General features: G+C 49.4%; 26 protein-coding genes and 1 pseudogene. 6 read left to right on the top strand and 21 right to left on the bottom strand.

All coding sequences use genetic code 11. The features are described from left to right. The first annotated feature begins 97 nt into the window (after positions 1–97). Positions 98–256: a YqaE/Pmp3 family membrane protein gene (locus ACK13D_RS15085; RefSeq protein WP_010247691.1), complete on the top strand. Its 159-nt coding sequence runs from the start codon at positions 98–100 to the stop codon at positions 254–256. 62 nt (positions 257–318) lie between these two features. Further along, entirely contained in the window at positions 319–513 is a 195-nt protein-coding gene (gene dsrB, locus ACK13D_RS15090; protein ID WP_010670857.1) for a protein DsrB, read from the top strand. Between the two features lie 108 nt (positions 514–621). On the opposite strand, the gene ACK13D_RS15095 is transcribed toward dsrB, so the two are convergent. From ACK13D_RS15095 to fliF, 15 genes are all read right to left on the bottom strand, one after another. Continuing rightward, positions 622–2,328 (bottom strand): methyl-accepting chemotaxis protein, encoded by a 1,707-nt coding sequence (locus tag ACK13D_RS15095; protein ID WP_033778944.1) that lies wholly within the window; start codon positions 2,326–2,328, stop codon positions 622–624. 141 nt (positions 2,329–2,469) lie between these two features. Continuing rightward, the gene (gene rcsA, locus ACK13D_RS15100; RefSeq protein WP_013358291.1) at positions 2,470–3,105 is read right to left on the bottom strand and encodes a transcriptional regulator RcsA; all 636 of its coding nucleotides are present in this window, start codon (positions 3,103–3,105) and stop codon (positions 2,470–2,472) included. Positions 3,106–3,733: 628 nt separating this feature from the next. Further along, the gene (fliR, locus tag ACK13D_RS15105) at positions 3,734–4,519 is read right to left on the bottom strand and encodes a flagellar biosynthetic protein FliR (RefSeq protein ID WP_010247683.1); all 786 of its coding nucleotides are present in this window, start codon (positions 4,517–4,519) and stop codon (positions 3,734–3,736) included. Next, positions 4,519–4,788, bottom strand: a complete 270-nt coding sequence (gene fliQ, locus ACK13D_RS15110; protein ID WP_003854466.1) for a flagellar biosynthesis protein FliQ — start codon at positions 4,786–4,788, stop codon at positions 4,519–4,521. The genes fliR and fliQ overlap by 1 nt, the downstream gene beginning before the upstream one ends. Positions 4,789–4,814: 26 nt before the next feature. Next, positions 4,815–5,546: a flagellar type III secretion system pore protein FliP gene (gene fliP, locus ACK13D_RS15115; RefSeq protein ID WP_010247675.1), complete on the bottom strand. Its 732-nt coding sequence runs from the start codon at positions 5,544–5,546 to the stop codon at positions 4,815–4,817. Beyond that, positions 5,546–5,944, bottom strand: a complete 399-nt coding sequence (gene fliO, locus ACK13D_RS15120) for a flagellar biosynthetic protein FliO (RefSeq protein ID WP_010247672.1) — start codon at positions 5,942–5,944, stop codon at positions 5,546–5,548. The genes fliP and fliO overlap by 1 nt, the downstream gene beginning before the upstream one ends. A gap of 11 nt (positions 5,945–5,955) precedes the next feature. Continuing rightward, on the bottom strand, positions 5,956–6,363 hold the full coding sequence (gene fliN / locus ACK13D_RS15125; RefSeq protein WP_010247669.1) for a flagellar motor switch protein FliN: 408 nt from the start codon (positions 6,361–6,363) through the stop codon (positions 5,956–5,958). After that, positions 6,356–7,363 carry a flagellar motor switch protein FliM gene (fliM, locus tag ACK13D_RS15130; protein WP_003854473.1) on the bottom strand — a complete coding sequence of 336 codons (1,008 nt, stop codon included), beginning with the start codon at positions 7,361–7,363 and terminating at the stop codon, positions 6,356–6,358. Before fliM ends, fliN begins: the two co-directional genes overlap by 8 nt. A gap of 4 nt (positions 7,364–7,367) precedes the next feature. Next, entirely contained in the window at positions 7,368–7,856 is a 489-nt protein-coding gene (gene fliL / locus ACK13D_RS15135) for a flagellar basal body-associated protein FliL (RefSeq protein ID WP_010670855.1), read from the bottom strand. A 127-nt stretch (positions 7,857–7,983) separates the two neighbouring features. Continuing rightward, the gene (locus ACK13D_RS15140) at positions 7,984–9,252 is read right to left on the bottom strand and encodes a flagellar hook-length control protein FliK (protein WP_418796770.1); all 1,269 of its coding nucleotides are present in this window, start codon (positions 9,250–9,252) and stop codon (positions 7,984–7,986) included. After that, positions 9,249–9,692 carry a flagellar export protein FliJ gene (gene fliJ, locus ACK13D_RS15145; protein ID WP_003854478.1) on the bottom strand — a complete coding sequence of 148 codons (444 nt, stop codon included), beginning with the start codon at positions 9,690–9,692 and terminating at the stop codon, positions 9,249–9,251. Before fliJ ends, ACK13D_RS15140 begins: the two co-directional genes overlap by 4 nt. Before the next feature lie 28 nt (positions 9,693–9,720). After that, a complete protein-coding gene (fliI, locus tag ACK13D_RS15150; RefSeq protein ID WP_010247655.1) occupies positions 9,721–11,082 on the bottom strand; it encodes a flagellar protein export ATPase FliI in 1,362 nt (453 codons plus the stop codon). After that, the gene (gene fliH / locus ACK13D_RS15155; protein ID WP_010247652.1) at positions 11,082–11,777 is read right to left on the bottom strand and encodes a flagellar assembly protein FliH; all 696 of its coding nucleotides are present in this window, start codon (positions 11,775–11,777) and stop codon (positions 11,082–11,084) included. Before fliH ends, fliI begins: the two co-directional genes overlap by 1 nt. After that, positions 11,770–12,762: a flagellar motor switch protein FliG gene (fliG, locus tag ACK13D_RS15160; protein ID WP_010670853.1), complete on the bottom strand. Its 993-nt coding sequence runs from the start codon at positions 12,760–12,762 to the stop codon at positions 11,770–11,772. Before fliG ends, fliH begins: the two co-directional genes overlap by 8 nt. Then, complete coding sequence (gene fliF, locus ACK13D_RS15165) at positions 12,759–14,498, bottom strand: flagellar basal-body MS-ring/collar protein FliF (RefSeq protein ID WP_010247649.1); 1,740 nt, start codon at positions 14,496–14,498, stop codon at positions 12,759–12,761. Before fliF ends, fliG begins: the two co-directional genes overlap by 4 nt. Positions 14,499–14,730: 232 nt before the next feature. On the opposite strand from fliF, the gene fliE reads away from it, so the two are divergent. Continuing rightward, positions 14,731–15,042, top strand: coding sequence for a flagellar hook-basal body complex protein FliE (gene fliE / locus ACK13D_RS15170; RefSeq protein WP_003854485.1), 312 nt, complete (start codon positions 14,731–14,733; stop codon positions 15,040–15,042). Between the two features lie 1,238 nt (positions 15,043–16,280). Here fliE and ACK13D_RS15175 read toward each other — a convergent pair. Both ACK13D_RS15175 and ACK13D_RS15180 read right to left on the bottom strand, forming a co-directional pair. After that, positions 16,281–17,978, bottom strand: coding sequence for a hypothetical protein (locus ACK13D_RS15175; RefSeq protein ID WP_418796774.1), 1,698 nt, complete (start codon positions 17,976–17,978; stop codon positions 16,281–16,283). Between the two features lie 220 nt (positions 17,979–18,198). Continuing rightward, positions 18,199–19,158 (bottom strand): acyltransferase family protein, encoded by a 960-nt coding sequence (locus tag ACK13D_RS15180; protein WP_418796776.1) that lies wholly within the window; start codon positions 19,156–19,158, stop codon positions 18,199–18,201. A gap of 208 nt (positions 19,159–19,366) precedes the next feature. On the opposite strand from ACK13D_RS15180, the pseudogene ACK13D_RS15185 reads away from it, so the two are divergent. Next, a pseudogene (locus ACK13D_RS15185) lies at positions 19,367–20,254 on the top strand (integrase core domain-containing protein); the annotation flags it as partial. A gap of 171 nt (positions 20,255–20,425) precedes the next feature. Here ACK13D_RS15185 and ACK13D_RS15190 read toward each other — a convergent pair. Both ACK13D_RS15190 and ACK13D_RS15195 read right to left on the bottom strand, forming a co-directional pair. After that, positions 20,426–21,400: a glycosyltransferase family 2 protein gene (locus ACK13D_RS15190; protein ID WP_187495967.1), complete on the bottom strand. Its 975-nt coding sequence runs from the start codon at positions 21,398–21,400 to the stop codon at positions 20,426–20,428. Continuing rightward, entirely contained in the window at positions 21,400–21,777 is a 378-nt protein-coding gene (locus tag ACK13D_RS15195) for a GtrA family protein (protein ID WP_316247773.1), read from the bottom strand. Before ACK13D_RS15195 ends, ACK13D_RS15190 begins: the two co-directional genes overlap by 1 nt. Positions 21,778–22,399: 622 nt before the next feature. Here ACK13D_RS15195 and ACK13D_RS15200 point away from each other — a divergent pair. Next, on the top strand, positions 22,400–22,741 hold the full coding sequence (locus ACK13D_RS15200) for a hypothetical protein (RefSeq protein WP_010247645.1): 342 nt from the start codon (positions 22,400–22,402) through the stop codon (positions 22,739–22,741). Positions 22,742–22,918: 177 nt separating this feature from the next. Here ACK13D_RS15200 and ACK13D_RS15205 read toward each other — a convergent pair whose 3' ends face one another. Next, entirely contained in the window at positions 22,919–23,275 is a 357-nt protein-coding gene (locus ACK13D_RS15205; RefSeq protein WP_400369897.1) for a hypothetical protein, read from the bottom strand. A gap of 469 nt (positions 23,276–23,744) precedes the next feature. On the opposite strand from ACK13D_RS15205, the gene ACK13D_RS15210 reads away from it, so the two are divergent. Further along, entirely contained in the window at positions 23,745–24,632 is an 888-nt protein-coding gene (locus tag ACK13D_RS15210) for a benzoate transporter (protein WP_064691423.1), read from the top strand. 38 nt (positions 24,633–24,670) lie between these two features. Here the strand turns inward: ACK13D_RS15210 and ACK13D_RS15215 are convergent, their stop codons facing one another. Continuing rightward, entirely contained in the window at positions 24,671–24,871 is a 201-nt protein-coding gene (locus tag ACK13D_RS15215) for a hypothetical protein (RefSeq protein ID WP_010247636.1), read from the bottom strand. Positions 24,872–24,928 lie beyond the last annotated feature (57 nt).

Genomic DNA, 24,928 nt, shown 5'->3' on the forward strand with positions numbered 1-24,928 from the left:
TCCTTACTCAGATTTACCTGACTTTTCGACTAAACAGAGCAGAATCAGCTATAGTTAGCGATAAAGCTGATTTTTATCAATACCTAAAGGAATGGTTATGGACATCTTACGAATTATTATCGCTATTCTGCTGCCACCACTGGGCGTGTTTATGCAGGTCGGTTTTGGCGGCGCCTTCTGGCTGAATATCCTGCTGACACTCTGTGGTTATATCCCCGGTATCATCCACGCCGTCTGGGTCATTGCCCGTCGCTAACGCGCTGCATCACCACGGTTCTTCGTTTAGACTGTACTCAGTCAATAATCTGGAGAACCGAAATGAAGGTAAATGACCGCGTCAGCGTCAAAACCGATGGCGGCCCGCGTCGTGTTGGCACCATTCTGGCTATGGAGCCGTTTAATGAAGGCACCATGTTCCTGGTGGCGCTGGAAGATTATCCGCTGGGCATCTGGTTTTTTAACGAGACCCACCAGCCGGATGGCATTTTCGTCGAGCCTTACCACGAAGCCTGAGCCTGACGCGCAATAAAAAAGCCGCCTTTCCGTTTGCCGGAAAGGCGGCTTTTTGCTGTCGGAGATTACGCGGCTGACATCAGCCGCTGACGGTTAACCGCTATAACCTCAGAAGGTTTCCCAGTTATCGCTGCCGCCTGCCAGCGCCGGACGGGGGGCCAGAGCCGGTGTCTTTAAGGGTGAAGATACGCGAGCAGCCACACCTGTGGTTGCAGGCGTGTCCTGCAGGCGGAATGCCGCGACCGCCTGCGTCAGTTTACCCGCCTGATCTTCCAGCGAGGCCGCTGCAGCGGAGGCTTCTTCCACCAGCGAGGCGTTCTGCTGGGTGACGTTATCCATTTCGGTGACCGCCTGGCTCACCTGCTGTATACCACGGCTCTGCTCGTCTGACGCCGCCGCGATCTCCGACATAATATCGGTAACGCGTCGTACGGCTTCGACAATCTCACCCATGGTGCTACCGGCTGCGCCAACCTGATGCGAACCGTCATTGATCAGCGTGACGGACTCAGCAATCAGCGATTCAATCTCTTTCGCTGCCTGCGCACTGCGCTGGGCCAGATTACGCACTTCGCTGGCCACCACCGCAAAGCCACGACCCTGCTCACCGGCACGCGCCGCTTCTACCGCCGCATTCAGCGCCAGGATGTTGGTCTGAAACGCAATACTGTTAATGACGTTGGTGATCTCAGCGATTTTTTTCGAGCTGCCGGAAATATTGGTCATGGTTTTCACGACGCTGTTCACCAGCTCGCCACCGCTGCGCGCTTTACCCGAGGCATCCGCGGCCAGCTGGCTGGCGTGATGCGCATTCTCGGCGTTCTGCTTCACCGTAGCGGTAAGCTGTTCCATGCTGGCTGCGGTCTGCTCCAGTGCCGCAGCCTGCTGCTCGGTGCGTGAAGAGAGATCGGTGTTACCGGCTGAAATTTCGCTGGAGCCCTGATAAATCGCGACGGCGCCTTCACGCACCGTACCAACGGTGGTCACCAGCGCCTGCTGCATCAGTTGCAGGTTATGGATGAGCGTACCAATCTCGCTGCGGCCATGGGGCAGGGGAGCGGAGGTCAGATCACCCTGCGCAATGCGTTCGATACGCAGCACCGACTGACGCAGCGGACTAATTACCACGCGGCGCAGGAAGACAAAGGTCAACAGCACCAGCACCAGGGCGGCACTGAATGCCACGGCCATGGAGATAAAGCCGATGCGCGACTGTTGATCGGCCTGGGCGGTAATGGCATTGGCGCGATCAGTTCGGATCTTGATCGCCTTCAGCAACACCGCGTTATAGTCGTCATCCAGCTTGCGGGTGACATCGGTCTCCTGAGCAATGATGCCCTCAAAGCTGCCCTGTTTACCGGATTCAATCATCGGTATCAGGCCTTTAGTAATGTAATCGTTGAAGCGAGCCTGCAGCGTGGCATCCAGTTCCATATCCGCGGGCGTCTTAACTTCACGAGCCTGATAAATCGCGAAGCCAGCTTTTGCCTGCTGGATCCGTTTTTCGGCGGCGGCAATATTGGCGCGAAACTCGTCCATTTCACCAATACGCGCGGCGGCACCGGCCTGAATAATGGTCAGGCGCGCAGTACGCAGGTGGTTTGAACTGTTAGAGAGGCCCATACGAACCTGAATTTCGTCCGTGGCATCATCGAGGGAGTGATTGCCGGAAATCAGAAAGTAACTGGCGACACCAATACAGAGTGCGAACAGCAGCAAAATGCCGCCGAAGATCAGGCTAAACAGCGGCACCAGGCGGAGATTCTGCCAGATGCCTGCGCTTTTCTGTCCATTATTATCTCGTGCAGTGTTCATATCCTTGCTCTCTTGAGGCTGTTGTTATAAGGCATAACATCGGCAAAAGAGCGTAAAGGCTTAGCGGTAAGAGTGAGACCTGGATCGCAATTCCGGGCAAAAAAAAACCGGCCAGAGAGGCCGGTTCTTCAGATGTTATGATCAGCGGATATTAACGTAAATACCTGAGGTCACATTATCCGTTAAACGCACCACATGATAAATAACCTGCTTATTATGGGTTTTGATTTTGCGTTTAATATTACCTTTGTGTGACGATACCGTTTTGGCCTTAATTTGCATTTTATCTGAGATCTGGATGGTATCATGACCTGACATCCACATCTTCAGCATGTTTGACTCAGTCTGGCTCAGCGTTAATGGATGTACATCCATGCCCGAAGAGATACGCGCAGACTGGTTAAGCTTCTTCTGCAAATAGGTGCTGAGTAAGGAATCCAGGGTCGATGTCTTCATCGATTTTGATGTAATAATCAGGTTCTTACGAACGTAGAGATATTCCTCAAAATGGATATTGCTAATCGCCATGAATATAAAGAACAGCGTGTCAGGATGCTGCGTAATAATGCTACGGATACGTTCACTGGAATCGGATTCATGAATGAAGCAATCTTCATTAATAAAGACGACACCAGGGTTTAATTGCTCACATTTTTGCTGTAGTTGCTCAATATCGGAGACAGAAGAGATATTTTTCTTCTTAACTCCTTTTGAAGACATGTAGTCTGATAATCCCAGGCGTGTGTAGTTGCAGGAATCCATAATAATAGTTGGCATAATAGCGACCCTCACCAATTTGTTATCCGTTTAAATCAACGATGAATACGCGTTGCGGTACGAGAGAGATTTCTTAGGTACTTTTTTATTCTGCTCGTGCAGTTTGGCAACAGGCAACCGCCCATAAAAGTCTTCATCCCTGACCCGTTCTGCAAAAAATTTGTGCTGCCATGACGTCACACATTCTCCGGCCATGGCGGGGATTGCCAGTGAAATGTCGGAGGTTAAGTAAGACTCATTTTTTTGGGAGCCAGGTCACTATCCTTGAAAACGCGGAGTTTTCTGATAGGACAATTCTCAAAAACATTTGTTTTACGAAAGTGTGATGTCTCAGCGTGCGATGACAATGCCGGAAAAAACATTTTTTAACAAGAAAAATCACCTAAAGATTTTTTTCTTGTAAATTCAGTGTCTTGTCGATTTTGCCTGCACATTCACAGTCTGACCGCTCCTGTGAACCACCCCACTAAAATACGCGAAGCCCGGTTTAATAAGAATTATTTTCAGACTCTCCGCACGTTTATCAGAATTTCCTTAGTTGCATTCTGGAAAACATGGTTCGGAAAATGCACGGATGGTTTTGCGATACTTAAGTATCGTTATGCAAAGATAGTTAGAAACTTAATGTTCAGGGACGGGATAGTTCTGTCAGGAACACGGCGAGTAAATCAAATACTTCACCGAACAAATGCTCACAGAACGGGGCTAGCAGAGGCATCAGCAAGCTGATGGTTAAAATTCCGACTGATAAGGTAATCGGGAAGCCAATTGCGAAGATTGATAACTGTGGTGAAACACGGTTTAACAAACCCAGTACCAGATTTACCATGAGTAACAAAACGATTAAGGGCAGCGCTAACATCATGCCATTAAGGAAAATTAATCCGCCAGATTTCACCAGCGCCATAAACGCATTGGCATTTAGCGGCTGACCGCCAATCGGCAGCGTATGAAAACTGTCCGCCAGCAGCGAGATCAGCCACAGGTGTCCGTTAAAGGTCAGGAACAGCAACATCGCCAGCATGTCGAGAAAACGGGCCAGAACCGGCATATTAAGACGGCTGCCAGGATCAAAAAAGGTGGCGAACGAGATGCCCATCTGTAAACCAATCACTTCCCCGGCAAGGCGCACGGCAGCAAAAGCGAACTGCATGGTGAAGCCGAGTGCAATACCAATCAGCATCTGCTGAATCAGTAGCAGGAAGCCTTCAGGGGAAAACAGGGTGACATTGACCGCAGGTAACAGCGGCATCAGCAGCCAGGTGATCATTACCGCCAGACCGATTTTGACACGTTTGCTGACGGATCGTTCATTGAGGATCGGTGCGGTGGCGAATAGCGCCATGATGCGCACCAGAGGCCAGAAGAACTGGCTGACCCACTGAACCAGCTGGCTGCTGTCGAGAGTAATCATCAGCCGATGATGTAAGGCAGGTTGGTAAAGACGGTGCGGATATAGTCCAGCAGCAGATTCAGCATCCACGGGCCGGCAATGATACCGGTAGTGGCAACCGCCAGAATCTTAGGAATAAAGGATAAGGTCTGTTCGTTGACCTGGGTCGCGGCCTGGATCAGGCTGATCAGCAAACCGCTGACCAGTGCGGCCAGCAGCAGCGGGGCGGCCAGCATCAGGGCGACGCGCATCGCTTCCTGTCCCATTACCATTACTGATTCGGGTGTCATGTGTTGCTCCGGTAAGAAAAGGGGGATCAGGAGTAGAAGCTTTGCGCCAGTGAACCGACCAGCAGTTGCCAGCCATCGACCAGAACAAACAGCATCAGTTTAAACGGCAGCGCGATGGACGCTGGCGGGACCATCATCATCCCCAGCGCCATCAGCACGCTGGCAACCACCAGGTCGATGATCAGGAACGGGATAAAGACGGTAAAGCCAATCTGGAAAGCCGTCTTCAGCTCGCTGGTAACATAGGCGGGCAGCAGAATACGCATTGGCACCGCTTCAGGACCGGCAATCGGGGCGGTATTCGCCAGACGGGCAAACAGGGCTAAATCCGCTTCACGGGTCTGACGCAGCATAAACTCGCGCAGCGGCTGGGCACCTTTATCAATCGCCACTTCCATGCTGATCTTGTCCTGGCTGAACGGCAGATAGGCATCCTGATAAATTTTGTCGAAGGTCGGCGCCATAATAAAGAAGGTCAGAAACAGCGACAGTCCGAGCAGCACCTGGTTAGGCGGCGCAGAGGGCGTACCCAGGGCGTTACGCAGTAAACCAAACACAATGATGATACGGGTGAAGCTGGTCATCATCAGCAGCACGGCCGGAATAAAGGTCAGCGCAGTGATAAAGACCAGCGTCTGTACCGGCAGTGACCAGCTCTGACCGCCATTCGGCAGCGAGTGACTCACCAGACCCGGCAGCTGGGCATGGGCAACCGGTGCCAGTAACAACAGTGGCAATAAAGGAAGCAGTCGACGCATCATTGTGGTTTTCCGGGACGTTTAACCAGGTTCTGTAACAGCTGACGAAAATCCTGTGGCGCACTGTTAACCGGCGTCACAGAGACCGGTTCACCCGGCGGCAGAGTATGCAGATGGGTAATCTGCTGTGCGGTGACGCCCAGCACCAGACGCGCATCAGCGGTATCGACAATCACCACCCGCTCGCGCTGGCCCACTGAGACGCTGGCTGTGAGTTTAAGCTCCTGGCCGCTGACCTTTTTCGGCGCGAAGCCGACACGGCGTGCCAGCCAGGCGCAGGCCAGAATCAATAAGATAATCACGGCTAACACGCTGCTGACCTGGGCCAGCATGGAGCCGGTCGAGATCGCCTGAGCGTGCGGTGCAGCCGGTTGCAGCGTTTGATTCTGGCTATTCATAATGTAACTCTTCAGCGACTCAGGCGACGCATACGTTCAGATGGGGTGATGATGTCAGTGATGCGCACGCCATATTTGTCGTTCACCACCACCACTTCACCCTGAGCAATCAGATAACCGTTGATCAGGATATCCAGCGGCTCACCCGCCAGGCCATCCAGTGCCACCACTGACCCCTGCGCCAGACGCAGCAGCTCTTTGATGGTCATTTTGGTGCGACCCAGTTCCACGGTGAGTTTCACCGGGATATCCATAATCAGATCGATATCCTGCAGCGATCCAGCGACGTTGCCGCTGTCGAATGATTTAAAGACTTCGTCGGTCTGCGGCGCACTGCCGCTGCCGACCTGCTCATTCATCGCTTCAGCCCACAGATCGTCCGCAGAGATATCGTCAGACGGTTTATTACTGTCAGTCATGGGGCTGTTCCTCGTTCAGCGAATTCAAAATCGGGTTAATCAGGTGTTCGACACGGAGCGCGTACTGACCATTCATCGTGCCATATTGGCTGGTTAAGACCGGGACGCTATCGACATGGGCGATAATGCGTTCCGGCTTCTCAATCGGCAGCACATCACCGGGCTTCAGCTGCAAAATCCGTGACAGACGCAGTGAGGTTTCGGCAAAGTGCGCGATCAGTTCCAGCTCAGAGTGCTGCACCTGTTTGACCAGGTTGTCGCGCCAGTGGTTATCTTCCTGACGTGAGTTTTCGAGCGGTGGATTCACCAGCAGCTCGCGCAGCGGTTCAATCATTGAAAACGGGATGCAGATATTAAACTCACCCACCAGGTTACCAATCTCCACCTGGAACGGCGTGTTAACCACGATGTCGTTCGGTGAAGTGGTAATGTTGGTGAACTTTACCTGCATCTCTGAACGTACATACTCGACGTCCAGTGGATAAATGGCCTTCCATGCGTCGCTGTAACCATCCAGCGCCAGCTTCAGCATGCGGCGAATAACGCGCTGCTCGGTATGGGTAAACTCACGGCCTTCGACTTTAGTCGGAAAACGTCCGTCGCCACCAAACAGGTTGTCGACAGCGATAAACACCAGGCTCGGTGAGAACACTACCAGCGCGGTGCCGCGCAGCGGCTTCAGGTGGATCAGGTTCAGGTTGGTTGGCACCGGCAGATTGCGTGCAAACTCGTGGTACGGCTGAATCTTGATCGCCCCGACGCTGATATCCGGGCTACGGCGCAGCAGGTTAAACAGCGCCATACGGAAACTACGGGCAAAACGCTCATTAATAATCTCCAGCGCCTGCAAACGCTCGCGAACCACACGGCGCTGGGTGTTCGGATCGTAAGGACGAATATCGCCTTCCGGTCCGTTTTGTTTCTTTTCTTCTTCCGCACTGCCGCTGTCGCCGTTTAAAAGGGCGTCAATTTCAGCCTGGGAGAGAATGCTATCGCCCATTGATTCACCTCAAAATGAAGGCAGTAAACAGCACATCGTTTACAGCCTGCGGAGGTTGACCTTTTACCAGCGGGGGTGTCAGCGCCTGTTTGACTTGTTCAACAAGCGCCTGCTTTCCTTGCTCTGTTGCCAGCGCCGTAGCGCTCTGACGCGAGAGCAGCAGCAGCAAACGGCTGCGCACCTCAGGCAGATAGTCGTTCATCCGACGCCGGGTATCCTCATCGGCCAGACGCAGGGTAAAGCCTACGTAAAGCACGCGGTCGGGATCGTTGTCGGGATTGACCAGGTTAACCGTAAATGTATCAAGTGCAAAAAAGACCGGAGCGGGAGGCGGTTCAACTTTCGCCACCTCAGGCTTATCGCCCTCATGTTTATTCATCATTCGCCAGACTGCATAGCCTGCCACGCTGCAAGCGGCCAGCGTCAAAATGAGCAACACTGGTATTAAGAGTTTACGTTTGCTGCCTTTTTTTGCTTTCGCGTTATCAGACATGGTGCAGTTACTTCCTGTGAATTATGGGCAAGCCTCTCGGCTCACGAGACAGATTATCCGCGTCTTAAGTCAAACCAATGGGTAGAAAAGACGCGGGTTTTACGCTTACCTTCAGCGTTTGCCGCTGTCAGGCGAAAGTGTCGACGGCGCTGTTGCCGCTAACGCGAGCCTGAAGGGCGGCGGGAACGGCGATCGGCGTAATGTCGGTGTCACTGTCCTGGGTGAGGGAGAAGCGGCCATGTTGTCCATCGCGGCGCGCCTCCTGCTGCTGCTGGAATTGCTGACCCTGCGCGGAACTGTCACTGCTCACCTGACTCTCGCCCAGGTTGATACCGCTCTCTGCCAGCGCGCTGCGCAGCTGCGGTATCGCGGCTTCCAGTGCTGCTCTGACGTGGCTATGGCTGGAAACCAGATTAATTTGTGCCTGGTCGTTATCCAGTTTCAGGCTGATCTGGATAGCGCCAAGGTCTTCCGGATGTAAACGCAATTCCGCGTTCTGCTGGCCGTTGCGACTGAACATCACAATCTGCTGACTCAGCGCCTGCTGCCACTCGTCGCTGCCCAGCTGTGAGTTCAGCATCGGCGTTGACGGTGTGCTGGTGGTCGCGGAGGCGGTCACCGGCGCGGGCAGGCTGCTGGCGGTGGCGATTGGCGTAGCGTTGACCGCGTTATCGCTGGCGCTGGCTTTAATCGCAGCCTGATCATCATGCTTAACCATGTTGCTCAGCGCCTGCTGGAAACTGCTGTCGAGCGTCAGGCCGCTACTGGTCGCACTCTGCGCCGTGTTGTTACTCTGGCTGGCGGCAGTGGTGACGGCAGGTTTGCTCTGTACGTCGCTTCTGGCGTCAGATTTTTCATCTTCGCCCGGTGCGTGGCTCTGCTGCGCGCTGTTCAGCAGTTGCGTCAGCGAGCTCTGGCTTTTCCGGCCGGTATCGGTCTGGGCGATCATCTCGCCCGCTTCACTGCTGACCGGGGTCGACGTGGTGGCTGTAACAGCCGCTACACCCGGTAACATGGCGAACAGCGCCTGCATATTCTGCATATCGCTGGCGCTTAAGGGTGCAACGTCCGGCTTGTCTTTATCATCGGCTGATTTTGACCAACCTTTAATATTTTCCGGCTTAAACAGAGCGGTCAGCGCAGCAGGATTTTCCAGTGCTGCCATCAGGGCATTCAGCGGGGCTTTCGGGCGGGCGTCATCGGCAATTTCTGCTTTGACGTCAGCGGATTGCGCCGCTTTTCCCTGCTGTTTAGCCAGGCCGAGTAACTGGTTTCCCAGTGCGGTCAGAAAGTCCTGCGGCAGGGCATCGGCACCCGCAGCAAGGTCAGTTGAGACTGAGGGTTCTGCGTCGGTTTTTACCGTCGCTTTCATAGCAATGTTTGGCAGCGTAATCATTCACCTCTCCTCGATGCGGCCCGTTGGGCAAATTCGTCCATCCGTTTCTGATCGAGACGGTTTTCCTGTCGTAATGCATTTTCCGCTGCGCGCGTAATCAGCGTCTGATAGGCGTTCAGCCGTTGCTGTTTGTCACGCCAGTTGATCAGCGCCTGTTCCAGCCGCTGATTCCAGTTATTAAGCTGGTTGCGGTGCTGCTCAATCGCTTTTTCCAGCGTCTGAATAAACTGGTGATAGTTGGTCCAGCGGGTGCTGGCAATGCCCGACGACATGTCATCGTTGAGCTTGTTGCGATATTCGTCCTGATAGTCGAGCAGCATCGTCAGCTGCTCGTTCGCGGCGTGCTGGCCGCGACGCATATCGCCTAAATAGATGGCAGCGCGTTCGAGATCCTGCTCCGCTAAGTCGCGCAGCGTATCGATGGCATTTGCAGTTTTCATTGCCGTTACCTCGCGTTAATTCGTGTGACTAGCCAAACAGCGCATGCAGATGCAGGCTGGCGTCGTCGTAATCACTGCGCTCAAAGATGCCCTGTTGCAGGAAGGCTTCCATCTGCGGATAGAGCGTGATCGCTTTATCAAGCATCGGATCACTGCCCGCGGCATAAGCACCGACGCTGACCAGATCGCGGTTACGCTGGAAGCTGGAGAGCAACTGCTTAAACTGGCGCACTCGCGCATAGTGGTTCTCATCGATCAGCGAGGTCATCGCACGGCTGATCGAGGCTTCTATATCAATGGCCGGATAGTGACCCGCTTCGCCCAGCCGACGCGACAGCACAATGTGGCCGTCGAGAATGGCGCGCGCGGAGTCGGCGATCGGGTCCTGCTGATCGTCGCCTTCGGTCAGGACGGTATAGAAGGCGGTGATCGAGCCGCCGCCGTCGATGCCGTTACCGGCACGCTCAACCAGGGCAGGCAGTTTGGCGAATACGGAAGGCGGATAGCCTTTGGTGGCCGGCGGCTCACCAATCGCCAGCGCGATCTCACGCTGCGCCATAGCGTAGCGGGTCAGGGAATCCATAATCAGCAACACATGCTGGCCGCGGTCGCGAAAGTCTTCTGCGATACGCGTGGCGTAAGCGGCACCCTGCATACGCAGCAGCGGCGAAACATCGGCCGGGGCGGCGATCACCACCGAACGGGCGCGGCCTTCAGCGCCGAGAATGTTCTCGATAAAATCTTTGACTTCGCGGCCACGTTCGCCAATCAGACCGACTACGATGACGTCCGCTTTGGTGTAACGCGCCATCATGCCAAGCAGCACGCTTTTACCCACGCCCGAACCGGCGAACAGGCCCATACGCTGTCCGCGACCGACCGTCAGCAGGGCGTTGATCGCTCGCACGCCGGTATCCAGCACGTCGGTGATCGGCGTACGCTGCAGCGGGTTAAACGGCGGGGTGTTCAGCGGCGCGCGATAGCCGGTATCCGGAGACGGCAGGCCGTCCAGCGGTCGCCCGCTGCCATCGAGTACGCGGCCCAGCAGTTCCGGCCCCAGCATCATCTGTTTGCCTGCCTGCGGGTTCTCTCCGTTCTGGCGCGCATAGACCCGCGCACCCGGTAAAATGCCGTCCACTTCTTCCAGTGGCATCATCAGCAACTTCTGACCGTTGAATCCCACCACTTCGCTTTCGATTTCACTGATGGTTTTGCCATCGTTGCGTTCGATTACGCAGGTCGCACCCAGCGGCAACTGTAAGCCGGTTGCTTCCAGCACCAGGCCGGTGGCGCGGGTCAGGCGGCCATAACGGCGCACCGGCTGCACCTGGGCGATGCGTTTCTCAAAGGCATCGAGCGAGCCGAGCCAGCGATTCAGACGAGTGGTCATTACAATTCTCCCGGTGCGGCAAGACGGCAGAGTTCCTGCCAGCGCGTCGCGACGCTGGCATCCAGATCGCCATCTTCGGCGCTGAGTTTGCAGCCGCCAGGATGCAGGGTGCTGTCAGCGATCAGCCGCCAGCCGTGCAGATCCAGCGTCGGCCCCAGGGTCTGCTCAATGCGTTGTAAGTCATCCGGGTGAACGCGCAGTTGCGGTTTGCCGCTGAACATCGGTTCCTGCTGCAGTAACCCCTGAATCTGGCGCAGCAGGGCGGTGCCATCCACCGTGGTCGCCTGACCAATCACCGAACGTGCCGCTTCCAGCGCCAGTTGCATCAGACGGGCCGCAATCACGCTGTCCAGCGATTCCAGCGTGTTCTGGAACTCGGTTACCAGCTGCTGCATACGCGCCTGAAGGGGCGCCTGCTGCTGCTGGGCATCGGCCAGACCCTGCTGAAAACCGGCGTCGTAGCCGGCTTTCTGGCCTTCGGTCACACCCTGCTGATAGCCTTCGTTGTAACCCTGGCCCTGTGCCTCTTTGCGCATCTGCTGCTGCAGGCGTTCGAGCTGCTGTTGCTGCTCATCAACGCCATCTTCAGCTTCGTAAATTTCTGGCTGCAGCTCCGGTTCAGCAGGCTCATCGAAACGGCCTAAATCCGTGGGCTGCCACAGCTGCCAGGGGCGCGCAGAAAATGCATCAGACATAAGTTTCCTCGCCACCACCAATCACCATCTCGCCTGACTCGGCCAGGCGGCGTACCACCAGCAGGATCGCTTTCTGTTCGTTTTCCACTGCGGACATACGCACCGGGCCACGGTTGGCCAGATCGTCGCGCAGGATATCCGCCGCACGGGCTGACATGTTTTTGAGGAACTTCTCGCGCAGTGGCTGTTCGGCACCTTTCAGTGCAACCAGCAACTGCTCGGACTCCACTTCCTGCAACAGACGCTGGATGCTGCGGTCGTCCACTGCCACCAGGTTTTCGAACAGGAACATCTCGTCGATAATTTTCTGCGCCAGTTCGCCATCGAAGTCGCGTACGGCTTCGATAACCGCCTCTTCCTGCTGCGTTTTCATCAGGTTGATGATCTCGGCTGCGGTTCTCACGCCGCCCATCTTCGCACGCTTGAGGTTGGTGCCATCCAGCAGGCCGTTCAGTACTTCTGTCAGTTCGGCCAGCGCGGCTGGCTGGACACCACCGAACGTGGCGATACGCAGCATCACGTCGTGACGCAGACGTTCGTCGAACAGCGCCACAATATCGGCGGCCTGGGCACGCTTGAGGTGGACCAGGATGGTGGCGATGATCTGTGGATGCTCGTCGCGAATAAGGTCGGCAGCAGCCTGCGGCTCCATAAAGTTGAGCGTTTCCATGCCGCTGGTGGTGTCGCGCGTTTCGAGAATGTCCTCCAGCAGGCTGGAGGCGCGCTCTTCGCCCAGTGCCCGGGTCAGCACCGAACGCAGGTATTCGTTGGAGTTCAGGCTCAGCGCCGCGAACTGCTCAGCATCCGCTTCGAACTCACGCAACACTTCAGTTAGCTGTTTATGCGACACCTGACGCATGTTGGCCATCGCGCCGCTCAGGTGCTGGACCTCACGCTGGTTCAGGTGTTTGAAAACTTCCGCGGCGCGCTCTTCGCCAATGGTCATCATCAGGATGGCGCTTTTTTCGGTTCCGGTCAGACTCATAGCTCTTTACTCATCCATTCGCGAATTACCAGCGCTACAACGCGCGGATCGTTTTCTGACATGTCGCGGATGCGTTGACTCATCACTTCTGCGCTCATGCGGTTGTTAGACTTACGTTCCTGATCCAGCTCATCTTTGCTGAGCTGCACATTAAAGGCTTCTTCTTCCGGTTGCTCAGTCGCACGAGCGGCAACGGCTTCCGCGGCGGCTTTCTCTGCGGCCTGCTTGCGAACCAGGTGCGGACGAACCAGTTTGCGGTAGAGGATGAAAGCGACCAGGGCAATCAACAGCCACTTACCGGCGTTCATCAGCTGATCAAAGAACGACTGCTGTTGCCAGAAGGGCAGATCGGTGGTCACTGGTTCAGTGGTGTTGAACTGCGAGTTCACCACGTTGATGCTGTCGCCACGGTTCTGGGAGTAGCCCATCGCTTCGCGGGTCAGATCTTCAATCTGCTTCAGCTGCTGTTCGTTCAGCGCAACCGCTTTGCCTTTATCATCTGCACGGAAGTTCACCACGACCGCCACCGACAGGCGCTGTACGTCACCAACGTTGACCTTGGTATGACGAATGGTGCGATCCAGTTCGTAGTTCACCGTGTCGTCACGACGCGAGTTGGTCGGTCCGGCACTGGCCGCTGCGGTGCTGGTGGTCTGGTTAGCGTTATTCGCCGCGTTGTTCTGACCGTTAGCATTCTGACCATTGGCGTTCTGGCCATTGGCGGCATTATTGTTCGGCGTCGTCACCGGCGCAGTGTTTGCTGGCGCAGGCTGGTTAGAGAGCGCGCCCGGCACGCCGCCCGGATAAGGGCTGCCTGACTGGTCGCTGGTGCTGGTCTGACGCGAACGAATCGCTGAGTTCGACGGGTTAGCGTTAGGCTGATATTTCTCGTCGGTCTGCTCGGCGGTGTCGAAGTTAATCTGCGCGGTAACCTGCGCATGCACATTGCCCTGACCGAGAATCGGATTCAGGATCGCTTCGATACGTTGCTGGTAGCGAGCTTCAACTTCAGAGGCATACTTGAGCTGTGCATCATTCAGGTCGCGACCGGCGGAGTCAGAGCGGGTCAGCAGGCGACCGGTCTGATCGACCACGGTGACGTTGCCCGGCGGTAAACCGGCGACGCTGCTTGAGACCATGTGGGCGATGGCCTGAATCTGGCCTTCATCCAGCGCACGGCCAGGCTGCAGGGTTAAGGTAACAGAGGCGGATGGCGCTTTCTGCTCACGCACAAATAAGGTTGGTTTTGGCATCGCCAGATGAACACGGGCGCTTTTAACCGGACCGAGTGATTCGATGGTACGAGCCAGTTCGCCTTCCAGCGCGCGCTGGTAGTTAACCTGCTCGCTGAACTGGCTGATACCGAACTTCTCTTTATCCAGCAGCTCAAAACCCACCGAGCCGCCTTTCGGCAGACCCTGCTGAGCCAGACGCAGACGCAGCTCATGCACGTTCGCTTCCGGCACCATCAGCGCGCCGCCATTTTCGGCGAAGCGATAAGGGATGTTCATCTGCGTCAGCTGCGTGACGATGGCACCGCCATCTTCATCTGTAAGGTTGTTATAAAGGACGCTATAGCTGGGCTGCTTTGCCCAGAGCACCATCGCGATCACTATCGCTACAACGGCGGCGGCAGCGACGATTAAAGGAATACGCGGATTTGCGCGCAGGCGAGCGAGCAGGTCACCGAAGCCTTTCTTTTCTTGTTCTGTTGTGGCGGCTGTACTCGCATTCATGACCGTTTCCTGCCTGACGTAATTGACCGGGTAAGTTGAGATGGCAAAACAGACTCCCTGACCTGCGTAGATAAAATTTCCACTTCAATGCCAGGCATTATTAGGTGATAAGCAAAATTCGATGCCTGGATAAGGTAGGGTTTTTGATGTCATTTAGCGGCTTTGTCTCATTGACAACGTGCTAACTTTTGCTCACATCAAAAATGTCATCCTCTTTAATAAGGTATCGTTCATGTCCATTCAGGCAATTGATGGCGTACTGCAGCAGCTACAGGCGACCTCACTGCAGGCCAGCAACCGCAGTAGTGAAGCCCCTAATCAGATCGATTTTGGTGCGACTATGAAAGCGGCGCTGGATAAGATCAGCGAGACGCAGACCACCGCCCGCACCCAGGCGCAGGATTTTGAGATGGGGAAACCGGGTATCGCGCTTAATGACGTGATGGTCGATCTGCAGAAATCGTCCATCTCAATGCAGATGGGTATTCAGGTCAGGAACAAGCTGGTGTCGGCGTATAGTGAAATTATGAATATGCAGGTTTAGTGAGTCTGGTTTATTGAATCTGATCGGTAGTTAGATGAGGTCGACTTGGTGTGTAGTATCTGTAGGACAAGTTCGTTGAATTTTTTCCTTCAGAATGCTCCTTAGTGCCTCATCATTTTCCTTCAAGCAGTATCCGCGTACCTGATAAACCCTCTGAGCATTTACATCCCCCATATGATTAGCGATGAAGTTTGGATTTACGCTAGCCGAAAGTGACCAGCACAAATAAGTATGTTGGAACAGATAGGACTTCTGGCAGGTCAGCCTGGCTTCTCTTAATTTTACCCGACATGCCTGCTACATTGATGAAAATGAATTGTGTTTCCTATTCTCATTATTATTGTTGGGGTGTATGGTAGGATTAAAACCAAGATACTATTCTCATCATTGTTTTGTGTAAACTTGCTAAATCGCCACGAGTCTGGCTTCCACATCAGGGGCACTCAAGCTGACTGAAAAGGGATATGCACGCAAATGTTAATCCAGTATCGTGCCACCTGCCAGACTCCGGCGACAGTTTGATCCAGACGCCTGGATGAGCGCTGGGTGAAGGAGATCACTTTTATACGGATACAGGAGGCTAGTTGTATCTGATTATAGTTGATCTGTAATCACAGAATGTTATTGGCTGCAATAATGCACACCTCATGATAAATTCCTTGTCCTGAATACACATGTAATGGCGATGTGGCGGCGTGGTCCTGCTGGTTACTGAGATCAGGGAAGACAGTATACAAAGCATGAGAGGCTCCCTTTTCTGCAATCGCGCAGTCAGCAATGCTGCATGAGTTGTCGCGATAAACGCCACGATAAACGGCTATAAAATTTTGTCAGCTACTGAAACGCGAATTGATTAAAAAAAGATCTAGAAAAGCGGGAGGAAGCTCATAGCGATATTTTTGATTAAATGGAAATATTGATAACTGTAGGTATAGGCATGGTCCGGGCATTCCGATGCCACCGATGGAATATAGAAAACATTATTATCAATATAGATAATATGCCTGGATATTCCGTGGCGACTTAAACATCTTTTTTATCTGATTTTAATATCAAATCTTATGCAACTAGCAGTATGAGGCTTGGAAAGTATTAACTTATAGTCACACCAGCCCTGTAGGTTATCGATAGCAATACAGCCTTCTTTTAGATCAAAACTGAGGCCGCAACTGAATTTCATATAACCGAATGATTATTGTTATTAATCTATAAAAAAAGCCCCCTTGGGGGCTGTTTTTTTATTTGAATATTGAATATCCGTAAATTTTAATTTCTTCTTTTTCACTAACGTTTATTCTTAATTCAAAATCATCTACATCATTATCGAGATGGAAAGATGATTTTATAACACTATCATCACCGCTGTTTGTCATCGGGATTTTAATAGAAACCCCTGATTTTGAAGAAAATATTTCAGCTTCTGGATTGCCGCTATATATCTGACCAGTCATGACTATCTGATAGTCTCCCTTTTTAAGTCTGGCATAAGGACCTGAAATCATAAATCCCTGATTTCCATTACTCCTTATCCCACCATCAACATCAATCCTATAATTACGTAACGGTAATGAATCAGGTTTGATTTTTTTGAAAGAAACTCCATTAGGTGGAAGAGGCATTTTATCCCAGACAAGGATTTTCATCCCATGAAAATCAATAATTTTTTTCGGCTCACCGAATTGATTAATTGCTGCATCAATCTCAGATTGGTCACGGGAAATCATGAAGTTTCCATTTCTTTCATACCAATCATCGCGAGAAAGCCAATATCGCGGTCTGATCGTTCCATCTGTAAAGACAGGATAGATGTTAACTTTACTAACAGAAGTTAGTATTGAAGCTTTCCAGAACTCGCCGTATCCATTTAAAAGGTTTTGTGATTGCAAGAAATCTCCCAGTTTTGAGTAGTATTTCTCTTCCGTTTCCTGTGATTTATAAATCCAGGCAAGATTACTTACTGCAATTAATATTAATGCTATTTTATAAGCAGTCTTATTTATCGCTATATTTCTGGAAATGAGTAACGCTACACTTAATACAGAGAAGAACAGAAATCGGGTAGATGTAATATCAATAGCAACGGTGCTTAAGATGAATGCACCAAACGGAACTAATACAGAAAAAATTAGAAGCGTATCAACCAGGGATTTTCCAAAGCTCTTGATAGCCGACCTAATAAAAAGCACGATATAAATAATTAAAAATAAAGATTTTATCGTAGAAACGACAGTGGTTATTGAATCTCCGTTAAAATTTATTGAAAAATAATACAGCACCCCCTGATATGCAAGGATGGCATTAGTAATCATTATGGGCATGGATGCGATGGATTGACCACCTATACCGGGTACATCGTATTTGAAATACAAAGGTAATATCAATGATGCAATTTTATAAATGAGAATTGATAAGCAACATGCCAGAGCAATGATGAGATCTTTGTTTTTTCTTTGAAGGATATAATGTATTGATGATGAAATAAAGCAAGGTATTATAAAAATGAATACTATTAATTTATCTGATTCAGCAAAAATGCCACATAATAAAGATGCTATAAGTAGCTTTGATATTGGTGACTTCAGGGACTCATTAGAAAGTAGATATAGACATGCAACTGATAATAGATATATCCCACCATGGATGTTAAGTTCTATAGCATTAGCAATGCTGAAATAAGTTGGTATCAAAATAACAGGAGCTACTAAATATAGGCCGCTATTATTTTTTAGTAAAACTATTCTAATCGATAAATAGGAAAGGAATGAATAAAAAATTGCAGGCATCACATGAGATAACGCAGGTGTAAAACCAAATAATTTTATAGCTAGCGCTGTCCATACTATATCTGAAAAAAGGTACGATTGAGTTGAAAGATGCCATCCGGATAAAGATGTATTTCCGTTGGCTAAGTCTCTTGCTATAAGAAGAGAAGACATGTTATCGCTATTGGAACCGAACTGATAAGATAGCCATGTATAGAAAACAAAACTAAACAATAAATAAACGAGTGGGAATAATCTTTTCATTACGCTCATTTTACATCCTATAACAAAAAATTTTAACATAATAATTTACATATAAAATCATGGCAGAATTTTACCATTAATTTGATCAAGATAAAATGATGGGAAAGAAAAATTAATATTAATAATGCAATCAAAACGTTTTATTGAGATCTGTATCCTTCCTTATTTTTTTGTGCCTTAGCCTGTAAAAAGGCTGCTCAATTAACCGTAGGGAGGCATAAGACATGATTAATGATGAGCCAAGAATAAGTAGCGTACCACCTACGCTAATAACATTGAAACCCATTTTGTTATACAAATAAAAGAACATCAAATGATTCAGATAGACGCCATAGCTGAGATCCCCTGCAAGACGATCGAGGAAGCTTCTCAAGTTAGCTTTAAATAGCATCCATACAACAGGGACTCCGATTGTTATTCCCGAAAGAACCTCTTTATTGAAATCATGAGATAAAGATTTGTTATTAAGAGAGAATAAAAGCATAATGGTTGAAATAGAATAAAAAAATGCTAAAGATTTAACCTCATTGCTCGCCATCATACTACCTAGCAGGAAAATGAATAGCGTGCCTGTAATCATCCTGTATCCAAAATAGTCCGTGTTGATCAGACCAATATAAGCAGGAATGAAAAGGGCAAAAGAAATTGAAGCTGATAACACTTTTCTTTTGCTCAGCAAAATTAAAGGTATGAGTATGTAAAATTGCATCTCCAGCCCAAGAGACCAGGATTGAGGAACTATGATGTAATCGTTAAAATAGACAGTGAAAAAATTCAGAGGAAGCATTGTAGAATTAACTATTAATTGAGTTGCATCAACCTTAGTTGTACCGTCACAAAATATATACAGGCAAGTAGTAACTATCATATAGAATATGAATTGCGGAAAAAGCCTCAGTGAGCGATCAAGATAAAATGATTTGATATCGTTTTTAAAAGGAAATTTAGCAGAAATTAATTTTGTGATTACGTAGCCGCTTATAATCAGGAATGAAACTACGGCAGTCACACCCTGGTTGTAACCTGGCAGTTTCAAGCCGCAATGAGAAAAGAGAACCATCACCGCCAGTAAAAGTCTATAGTATCCCACTGCGCACCCTAATGTTTATATTTTTCTGAAAATTTTAATCTTAGCTTGCATACATTATCATAATCTTAACATGATTGTGAAAAAAACACCCGACGATGCGATATTTTTCGTACTCGCTTCGGCAGGCTGAAAGGTTGGTGAGCTGCTGCCCGTTGATTAATACACCTCGATATAAGTAATGTTTTCATCAGCAACATGAGGATATCCCATTAATAAGCGTTTCTTCAATGAATTAATCATTCGTATTCTTCGCGAGGCATAAGACAGGATTCTGCCCGGGAAAGCTGCCGCAGACATTTTGTTTCATACGCCACCTTCTATACCTGAAGAAGGAAATCTTGCTGCATGGAAGGACCTGGAGTGAGCAACTTTAGTGATTGAAGAAGAGAACGCCCGGCTCAGGAAGTTGTTTGACGAAGACATGCTGAATAAGGAGGCAATTCTGGTGGCACTTGTCCGTAAGTACTGATTACAGACCCGAAGCGGGAAGCTGTGGTGTAAATGTGTGCACTCGTCTGTTGCAACGTTGTTCATGCAGGCTCGCAGGTTTGTCTCTGTCGACTTTCCACTATTAGTCTCAGGATCCGACTAAGTATGCATATTGATCAGGGCAAATCACTGAATTGGCACCTGATCGCGGAAGCTTTCATTACAGGCGCATCCGACGCATAGCTGCGTCGAAAGGCCTTTCACTAACGGGTATACCACATTTAGCCCCTTAAGGTCCTGAGCGTGAAACATAAACGCCGTCTTAAATGCTGGCGGCCGGACGGTTTCCGCATCTTCGCCCGGATGCGCTGAACCTTACCTGGTAAGTGCATTTCATCATGGACGCTCTAACCACGGGTTGCGCACTGAGTCAATGGACCTTTGAGCATTGCTTGAACTTAGGCTTATCCAACCGGGCAAGCCGATGCAGACGGATTTATTGAGCGTATTAACGCACAATGAAAAATGAATGCCTGAATAAGTACATGCTCAGCAATATTGTTTTAACCCGATAAACGATTAAGGACAGGCGTCAGGCTCTACCGAGTGCTTTTCATATCTATCGATTATTTACCTGAATTCGGCTAAATTTGTAGTGGGCTGGCAAAATGGGAAGGATGAAGAGAAACCAATCGACCTTACTGGCGGAAGGTTCTATCCAATCCTGGGAGGATGTTGCTTTAGCAATCATTGGCGTAGGCATATTATCAGTTTTTGCAAATGCTCTTTATTACACAATAACATAGCAAGAAATTTTAATAATATGCCATAACCAAAATTAACTTTGTTGTTCTTGATTTGGCTGCTCACATAATGCAACCTTTTCCTCAATAAAATACTTGGGTCGTTCTTTGGTTTCCATGTAAATTTTACCAACATATTCACCAATAATACCTAAAGAAAGCATTTGAACGCCACCAAGGAAGAATATTGCTATCATTACTGAAGTCCAGCCCTCTACGGTATTTCCTGAAAACTTCTCAAACAAAGCGTAAAGTGCAGCAAAAACTGAGATAAAGCTAATAGAAAACCCAAGAGCAGCAATGGTGCGAAGCGGAGTTACTGTTAATGAAGTTATCCCTTCAATGGCAAGCCCGAGCATTTTTTTCAAAGGATACTTTGACTCACCCGCTAATCGTGCTGCCCGTGCATAAAACACTTTTTTAGATTTAAATCCAACTAGCGGAACAAGCCCCCTGATATACAGGTTTTGCTCTTTGTACTCCAGAAGTGCATCTAGCGCCCTTCGGCTAAGAAGCCTATAGTCGGCATGGTTAGGGATTTGTTTGACCCCCATCCAGCTCATTATTTTATAGAAGAATTCAGCGGTCAGTCTTTTAAATCCTGAGTCAGTTTTTCTGTCATTTCTGACGCCGTAGACAATATCGTATCCTTCCATGTAACCACTTACCATCTTTTCGATTACGGCAGTATCATCCTGCAAGTCAGCATCTATACTTATAGTTATGTCAGCGTCTGACTCGTTTAATCCTGCCAGAAGAGCAATCTGGTGACCGCGATTACAAGAAAGCTTTATACCTTTTATTAATGATGACTGAAGCGAAGCCTGACTAATTAAACTCCATGTCATATCCTTACTGCCATCATCAATAAAAGTTATTGAGCTGTGGTGAGATATTATGCGACGATCAATTAAACTTGTCAGAATCATCTGAAGTTCTGAAAGGCAATGTAAAAAAACATCTTCCTCGTTATAACAAGGGACAATTATATCTAACGTGGGAATATTCATTATTTCATTACCCATAACTTATTTATCAGAAATCCCGTAACTGTATAGATCACCATGCCTATAAACTGTGCTACATAAGCGTAAGAGGGCATGAAAATCAGGAATAATTTAATAGCAATAATGTTTAATATCCAGCAAAAAAAGCTTGAAACCATAAAACGTGCAAGTCTTGGCAGTGAGATTTCAGTAGAAAAAGTAAACAGTGAGTTAGCAACAAAGCTGAAAAGAATGCCAGCTGTATACCCTGCAGCATTGGATGCATATACTCCCAAGCCCCAGTGCATAAGGAAAAATATTACTAAGCCTGTTATACCGGTATTTGTCAGCCCTACTAAGGCATACCGCGTTGCCTGACCTCTGGTCGATGTTGTTGACACAAAGATTTCCTTTATAAAAATTTCCTGGATCTTACCATTTAATAAAATGCTTACAAGCATAGAGACAAGAAATGGATGTGTTTGTAGACTGTGCCGATTTGTTCAAAAGATCTCTTCCATTCAACTCTGCACAACCATATTTGGCTTCCAGCTAAGCGACACACAGGGCAGAGGTTTTCCGCTTGCTTTCATCTCATCCAGTTAACAGAGCGATAGATCACATGCCATTAGATTTCCATCAGGGAATCTGCTGCCTGGAAGTGGGTGTAGTGATGATTATAGTTCTGGCCAGCATTGAGCTCAGACCTAAAGAGTGATAGCGCCATAAAGGCAATGTCAATATAAGAATTTATATTGTCCCATTACACAGTATCAACCCTGATGCGCATACGGCAGTCGAAGGCTGTGCTATAGCACGTTCAGGGAGATGAAAGATAGTACAGTCAATTTTGTTCGACATATTTTTAAAAGGATGTTTTGCGCTAAGTATCCTGAACCGCCCTGTCCGTAGCATACAGGTGATCATGCCATGGCCATTAGCTATACTCCTCGTCATTAAGCCAGAAGGTGCGTTAACTCTCTGACCCGACCCCTCATCACCCATCAGCAGGACGCCAGCCCAATGCTAAAAAAACTTATCCTTATCGCATCGTTAATCAGCTTATCTCTTCCAGCCTTTGCTGCCACGCAGTGCGGGCCGTTCTATCTTAAACCTGACAAGAGCGGCTGGTTCTCGGTGAATGGAGAACGCGCAAAAACGCAGAAAGTCACCTTTGCGAAAGAGAAGGGCGATTACGACAACGCGACCGTCAAACTGCTGGTGAAAAACAGCAAAGCGCCGGGAATGGTGGATATGGAGCTGACGAACCGTGAGGGCAAAGGGCTGTTAAGAGCTGAAATCGTCCGCACCAGCCAGAGTCAGATCCGCATACGAGGTGCCTATGATTGCGAACCGGCTAAATAGGCTGAGCTTCTACTGCCCACTCCTGAACATGGCATAGCCCGGAAGCGGGCGTGATAAAAGCCTTAGAATAGAAGAGTGCGAAAGATTGTCAGGCCAGCGCTTGTGCTCGGGCTGGTCTGACAACGTATGCCAACTCCTGATCATCCATTCTGTATCACGCACATGGCGACGATGCCTCTAACTCGATGTTTTGCACCGCGCGATCATCCCTGAAACTGCTGTGCTGATATCTGATGCTTTTGGATCATAGTAAAATGTCGCACTAGTCTGATGATGGCTGAACTTTGCAATTTCAACCCAGGCCACGGTTTCATCATCCTGTTCAAGGTTATATCGCTTCGTGCCATCCGGCAGGGGGTCATCCTGCTCCAGATAGAGTTTTTGATCCTGTGCCGCTACGTTAAGGCAGGATTCAACCTGAAAAGGAGGACCGTCGAAATAAGCGGTTTTTGTTGTCGGGTGTAATCCAACCCGTCCCATATCTACGCATCCGCCCATCAGACTTATGCTCAGGGCAATAATGATCTTCTTCATGAACGAAACCATCATAGTTATTTTGTTGACCAATAATATCCGGATATTGATCGTATCGCTCATTTTAATCAAAAATCTGCGCTTAATATTGCTGGCGTTACGGACTATATGTAACATTCTGCGCAACGCATTATGATGGAAACAACGAGCATAAACAAAAGGTAGCCTGCATCAGGTGACTCATGCTGTCTGCTGGTGTTAACCGTTGTCAGGTGAATGTCAGGTAAATATCACTCTGAATGGTTGCTCATCATATCGTTAGTCTGCTTTGAGGTGGATGCCCGAAAATCATTGCCTGCAGCCTTTGTTAGCCAGTTTATTATAAACATGGATAGTTTTACGCAGTACATTACACACACATCAGGTTCACTAAAAAACGACCCAGTAAAAGGCGTTATACCTCTGTTGTGTTACGCATGTTGAGGTGTCCTGATGAAAAATCCTTACTACTTAAGTGCCTCTGAATATTATGATTTATGACTGTTTTTTGTACTACGATGAAGATATCTTGCTTGAGATGCGTCTGAACACGCTTGAGCATGTTGTTGACCGGTTTGTCATTGTGGAATCGCGATATACCTTTACCGGAAAACGCCGGGAAAAGCTTCATTTTGATATTGAGAAGTTCGATCGTTTCCGCGATAAAATTATTTATATTGTTAACGATATTGCGCCCAGATTTTATCAGGAAGCCTTTAAATCGAATAGTTCTGTGGTTAATGCGGGAGAGACAGATCCCTGGGAAAATGAAGCCACTGCACGTAATCAGATTATGCAGGGGCTGGCCGGCGCGCAGGATGATGATATTGTTATTGTGTCAGACGTCGATGAAATTCCCCGACCCGAGGCGATAAAAGCATTCAGTCATCAACATCTTTGCACGACGCTGCATCAGCAATATTTCAATTTTAAATTTAATGTCCGGGTTTTAAATGACGACGGCACACCGCGCTGTGCCACCCTGGCAAAAATGGTGACCTGTAAAACGCTGCGAAACTTTTTTATGGGACAACCGGAATTGCTTCGCAATGTTAAGCGTCGTGGAACACCGATACGCGAGAACTGGTTGCGCTGGAAGTGGCTAAATTTCCGGACGAAAACCATTAAGAACGCAGGATGGCATTTTTCCTGGGTAATGAGCGATGAGCGCATCAGTGAAAAAATGTCTTCGATTTCTCATACCGAACGTAACTGTCCCGAATTTAATAATCCGGATCACATACGGCGCTGCGTTGAGAACAATATTGATATCTGGAATCGTCCGCGAAGGATGGAGATAGTGCCGGTAACATCCGAACATTTTCCAGCCTGGCTGGTTGAAAATCAGTACCAGCTTGCCGATCTCATTAAATCTTAACGCTGACCAGCGCGCCCAGCGGGCGCGCCTCTCGCACATCAGCTTGCCTTGTAAGGATCTTTTTTGTCATCCTGGCTGTCATCATTTTTGCGCGGCACTTCACCATGATCTTTCGGCGCATCAGTGGCAGGATGATCATCTTCCTCGTAAGCATTACCAGCGTTTGGCGCGGCTTCCGGCAGGCTTTTGCTGACATCACCTTCTTTCTTACGTTCTTCATTCGTATTGTGCTTAAACATAACTCTCTCCTTTTATTCCAGTCTCTTAAGTTTAGACCAGCACTGACATCCCGCATG

The sequence above is a fragment of the Pantoea sp. K16 genome, assembly GCF_048452805.1.
Classification (GTDB): domain Bacteria; phylum Pseudomonadota; class Gammaproteobacteria; order Enterobacterales; family Enterobacteriaceae; genus Pantoea; species Pantoea agglomerans.

Excerpts from the sequence above, each read along its gene's own strand:
- ACK13D_RS15085 (WP_010247691.1), top strand. The coding sequence starts at position 98 with ATGGACATCTTACGAATTATTATCGCTATTCTGCTGCCACCACTGGGC.
- dsrB (WP_010670857.1), top strand. The coding sequence starts at position 319 with ATGAAGGTAAATGACCGCGTCAGCGTCAAAACCGATGGCGGCCCGCGT.
- ACK13D_RS15095 (WP_033778944.1), bottom strand. The coding sequence starts at position 2,328 with ATGAACACTGCACGAGATAATAATGGACAGAAAAGCGCAGGCATCTGG.
- rcsA (WP_013358291.1), bottom strand. The coding sequence starts at position 3,105 with ATGCCAACTATTATTATGGATTCCTGCAACTACACACGCCTGGGATTA.
- fliR (WP_010247683.1), bottom strand. The coding sequence starts at position 4,519 with ATGATTACTCTCGACAGCAGCCAGCTGGTTCAGTGGGTCAGCCAGTTC.
- fliQ (WP_003854466.1), bottom strand. The coding sequence starts at position 4,788 with ATGACACCCGAATCAGTAATGGTAATGGGACAGGAAGCGATGCGCGTC.
- fliP (WP_010247675.1), bottom strand. The coding sequence starts at position 5,546 with ATGCGTCGACTGCTTCCTTTATTGCCACTGTTGTTACTGGCACCGGTT.
- fliO (WP_010247672.1), bottom strand. The coding sequence starts at position 5,944 with ATGAATAGCCAGAATCAAACGCTGCAACCGGCTGCACCGCACGCTCAG.
- fliN (WP_010247669.1), bottom strand. The coding sequence starts at position 6,363 with ATGACTGACAGTAATAAACCGTCTGACGATATCTCTGCGGACGATCTG.
- fliM (WP_003854473.1), bottom strand. The coding sequence starts at position 7,363 with ATGGGCGATAGCATTCTCTCCCAGGCTGAAATTGACGCCCTTTTAAAC.
- fliL (WP_010670855.1), bottom strand. The coding sequence starts at position 7,856 with ATGTCTGATAACGCGAAAGCAAAAAAAGGCAGCAAACGTAAACTCTTA.
- ACK13D_RS15140 (WP_418796770.1), bottom strand. The coding sequence starts at position 9,252 with ATGATTACGCTGCCAAACATTGCTATGAAAGCGACGGTAAAAACCGAC.
- fliJ (WP_003854478.1), bottom strand. The coding sequence starts at position 9,692 with ATGAAAACTGCAAATGCCATCGATACGCTGCGCGACTTAGCGGAGCAG.
- fliI (WP_010247655.1), bottom strand. The coding sequence starts at position 11,082 with ATGACCACTCGTCTGAATCGCTGGCTCGGCTCGCTCGATGCCTTTGAG.
- fliH (WP_010247652.1), bottom strand. The coding sequence starts at position 11,777 with ATGTCTGATGCATTTTCTGCGCGCCCCTGGCAGCTGTGGCAGCCCACG.
- fliG (WP_010670853.1), bottom strand. The coding sequence starts at position 12,762 with ATGAGTCTGACCGGAACCGAAAAAAGCGCCATCCTGATGATGACCATT.
- fliF (WP_010247649.1), bottom strand. The coding sequence starts at position 14,498 with ATGAATGCGAGTACAGCCGCCACAACAGAACAAGAAAAGAAAGGCTTC.
- fliE (WP_003854485.1), top strand. The coding sequence starts at position 14,731 with ATGTCCATTCAGGCAATTGATGGCGTACTGCAGCAGCTACAGGCGACC.
- ACK13D_RS15175 (WP_418796774.1), bottom strand. The coding sequence starts at position 17,978 with ATGTCTTCTCTTCTTATAGCAAGAGACTTAGCCAACGGAAATACATCT.
- ACK13D_RS15190 (WP_187495967.1), bottom strand. The coding sequence starts at position 21,400 with ATGAATATTCCCACGTTAGATATAATTGTCCCTTGTTATAACGAGGAA.
- ACK13D_RS15200 (WP_010247645.1), top strand. The coding sequence starts at position 22,400 with ATGCTAAAAAAACTTATCCTTATCGCATCGTTAATCAGCTTATCTCTT.
- ACK13D_RS15205 (WP_400369897.1), bottom strand. The coding sequence starts at position 23,275 with ATGAAGAAGATCATTATTGCCCTGAGCATAAGTCTGATGGGCGGATGC.
- ACK13D_RS15210 (WP_064691423.1), top strand. The coding sequence starts at position 23,745 with ATGATTTATGACTGTTTTTTGTACTACGATGAAGATATCTTGCTTGAG.
- ACK13D_RS15215 (WP_010247636.1), bottom strand. The coding sequence starts at position 24,871 with ATGTTTAAGCACAATACGAATGAAGAACGTAAGAAAGAAGGTGATGTC.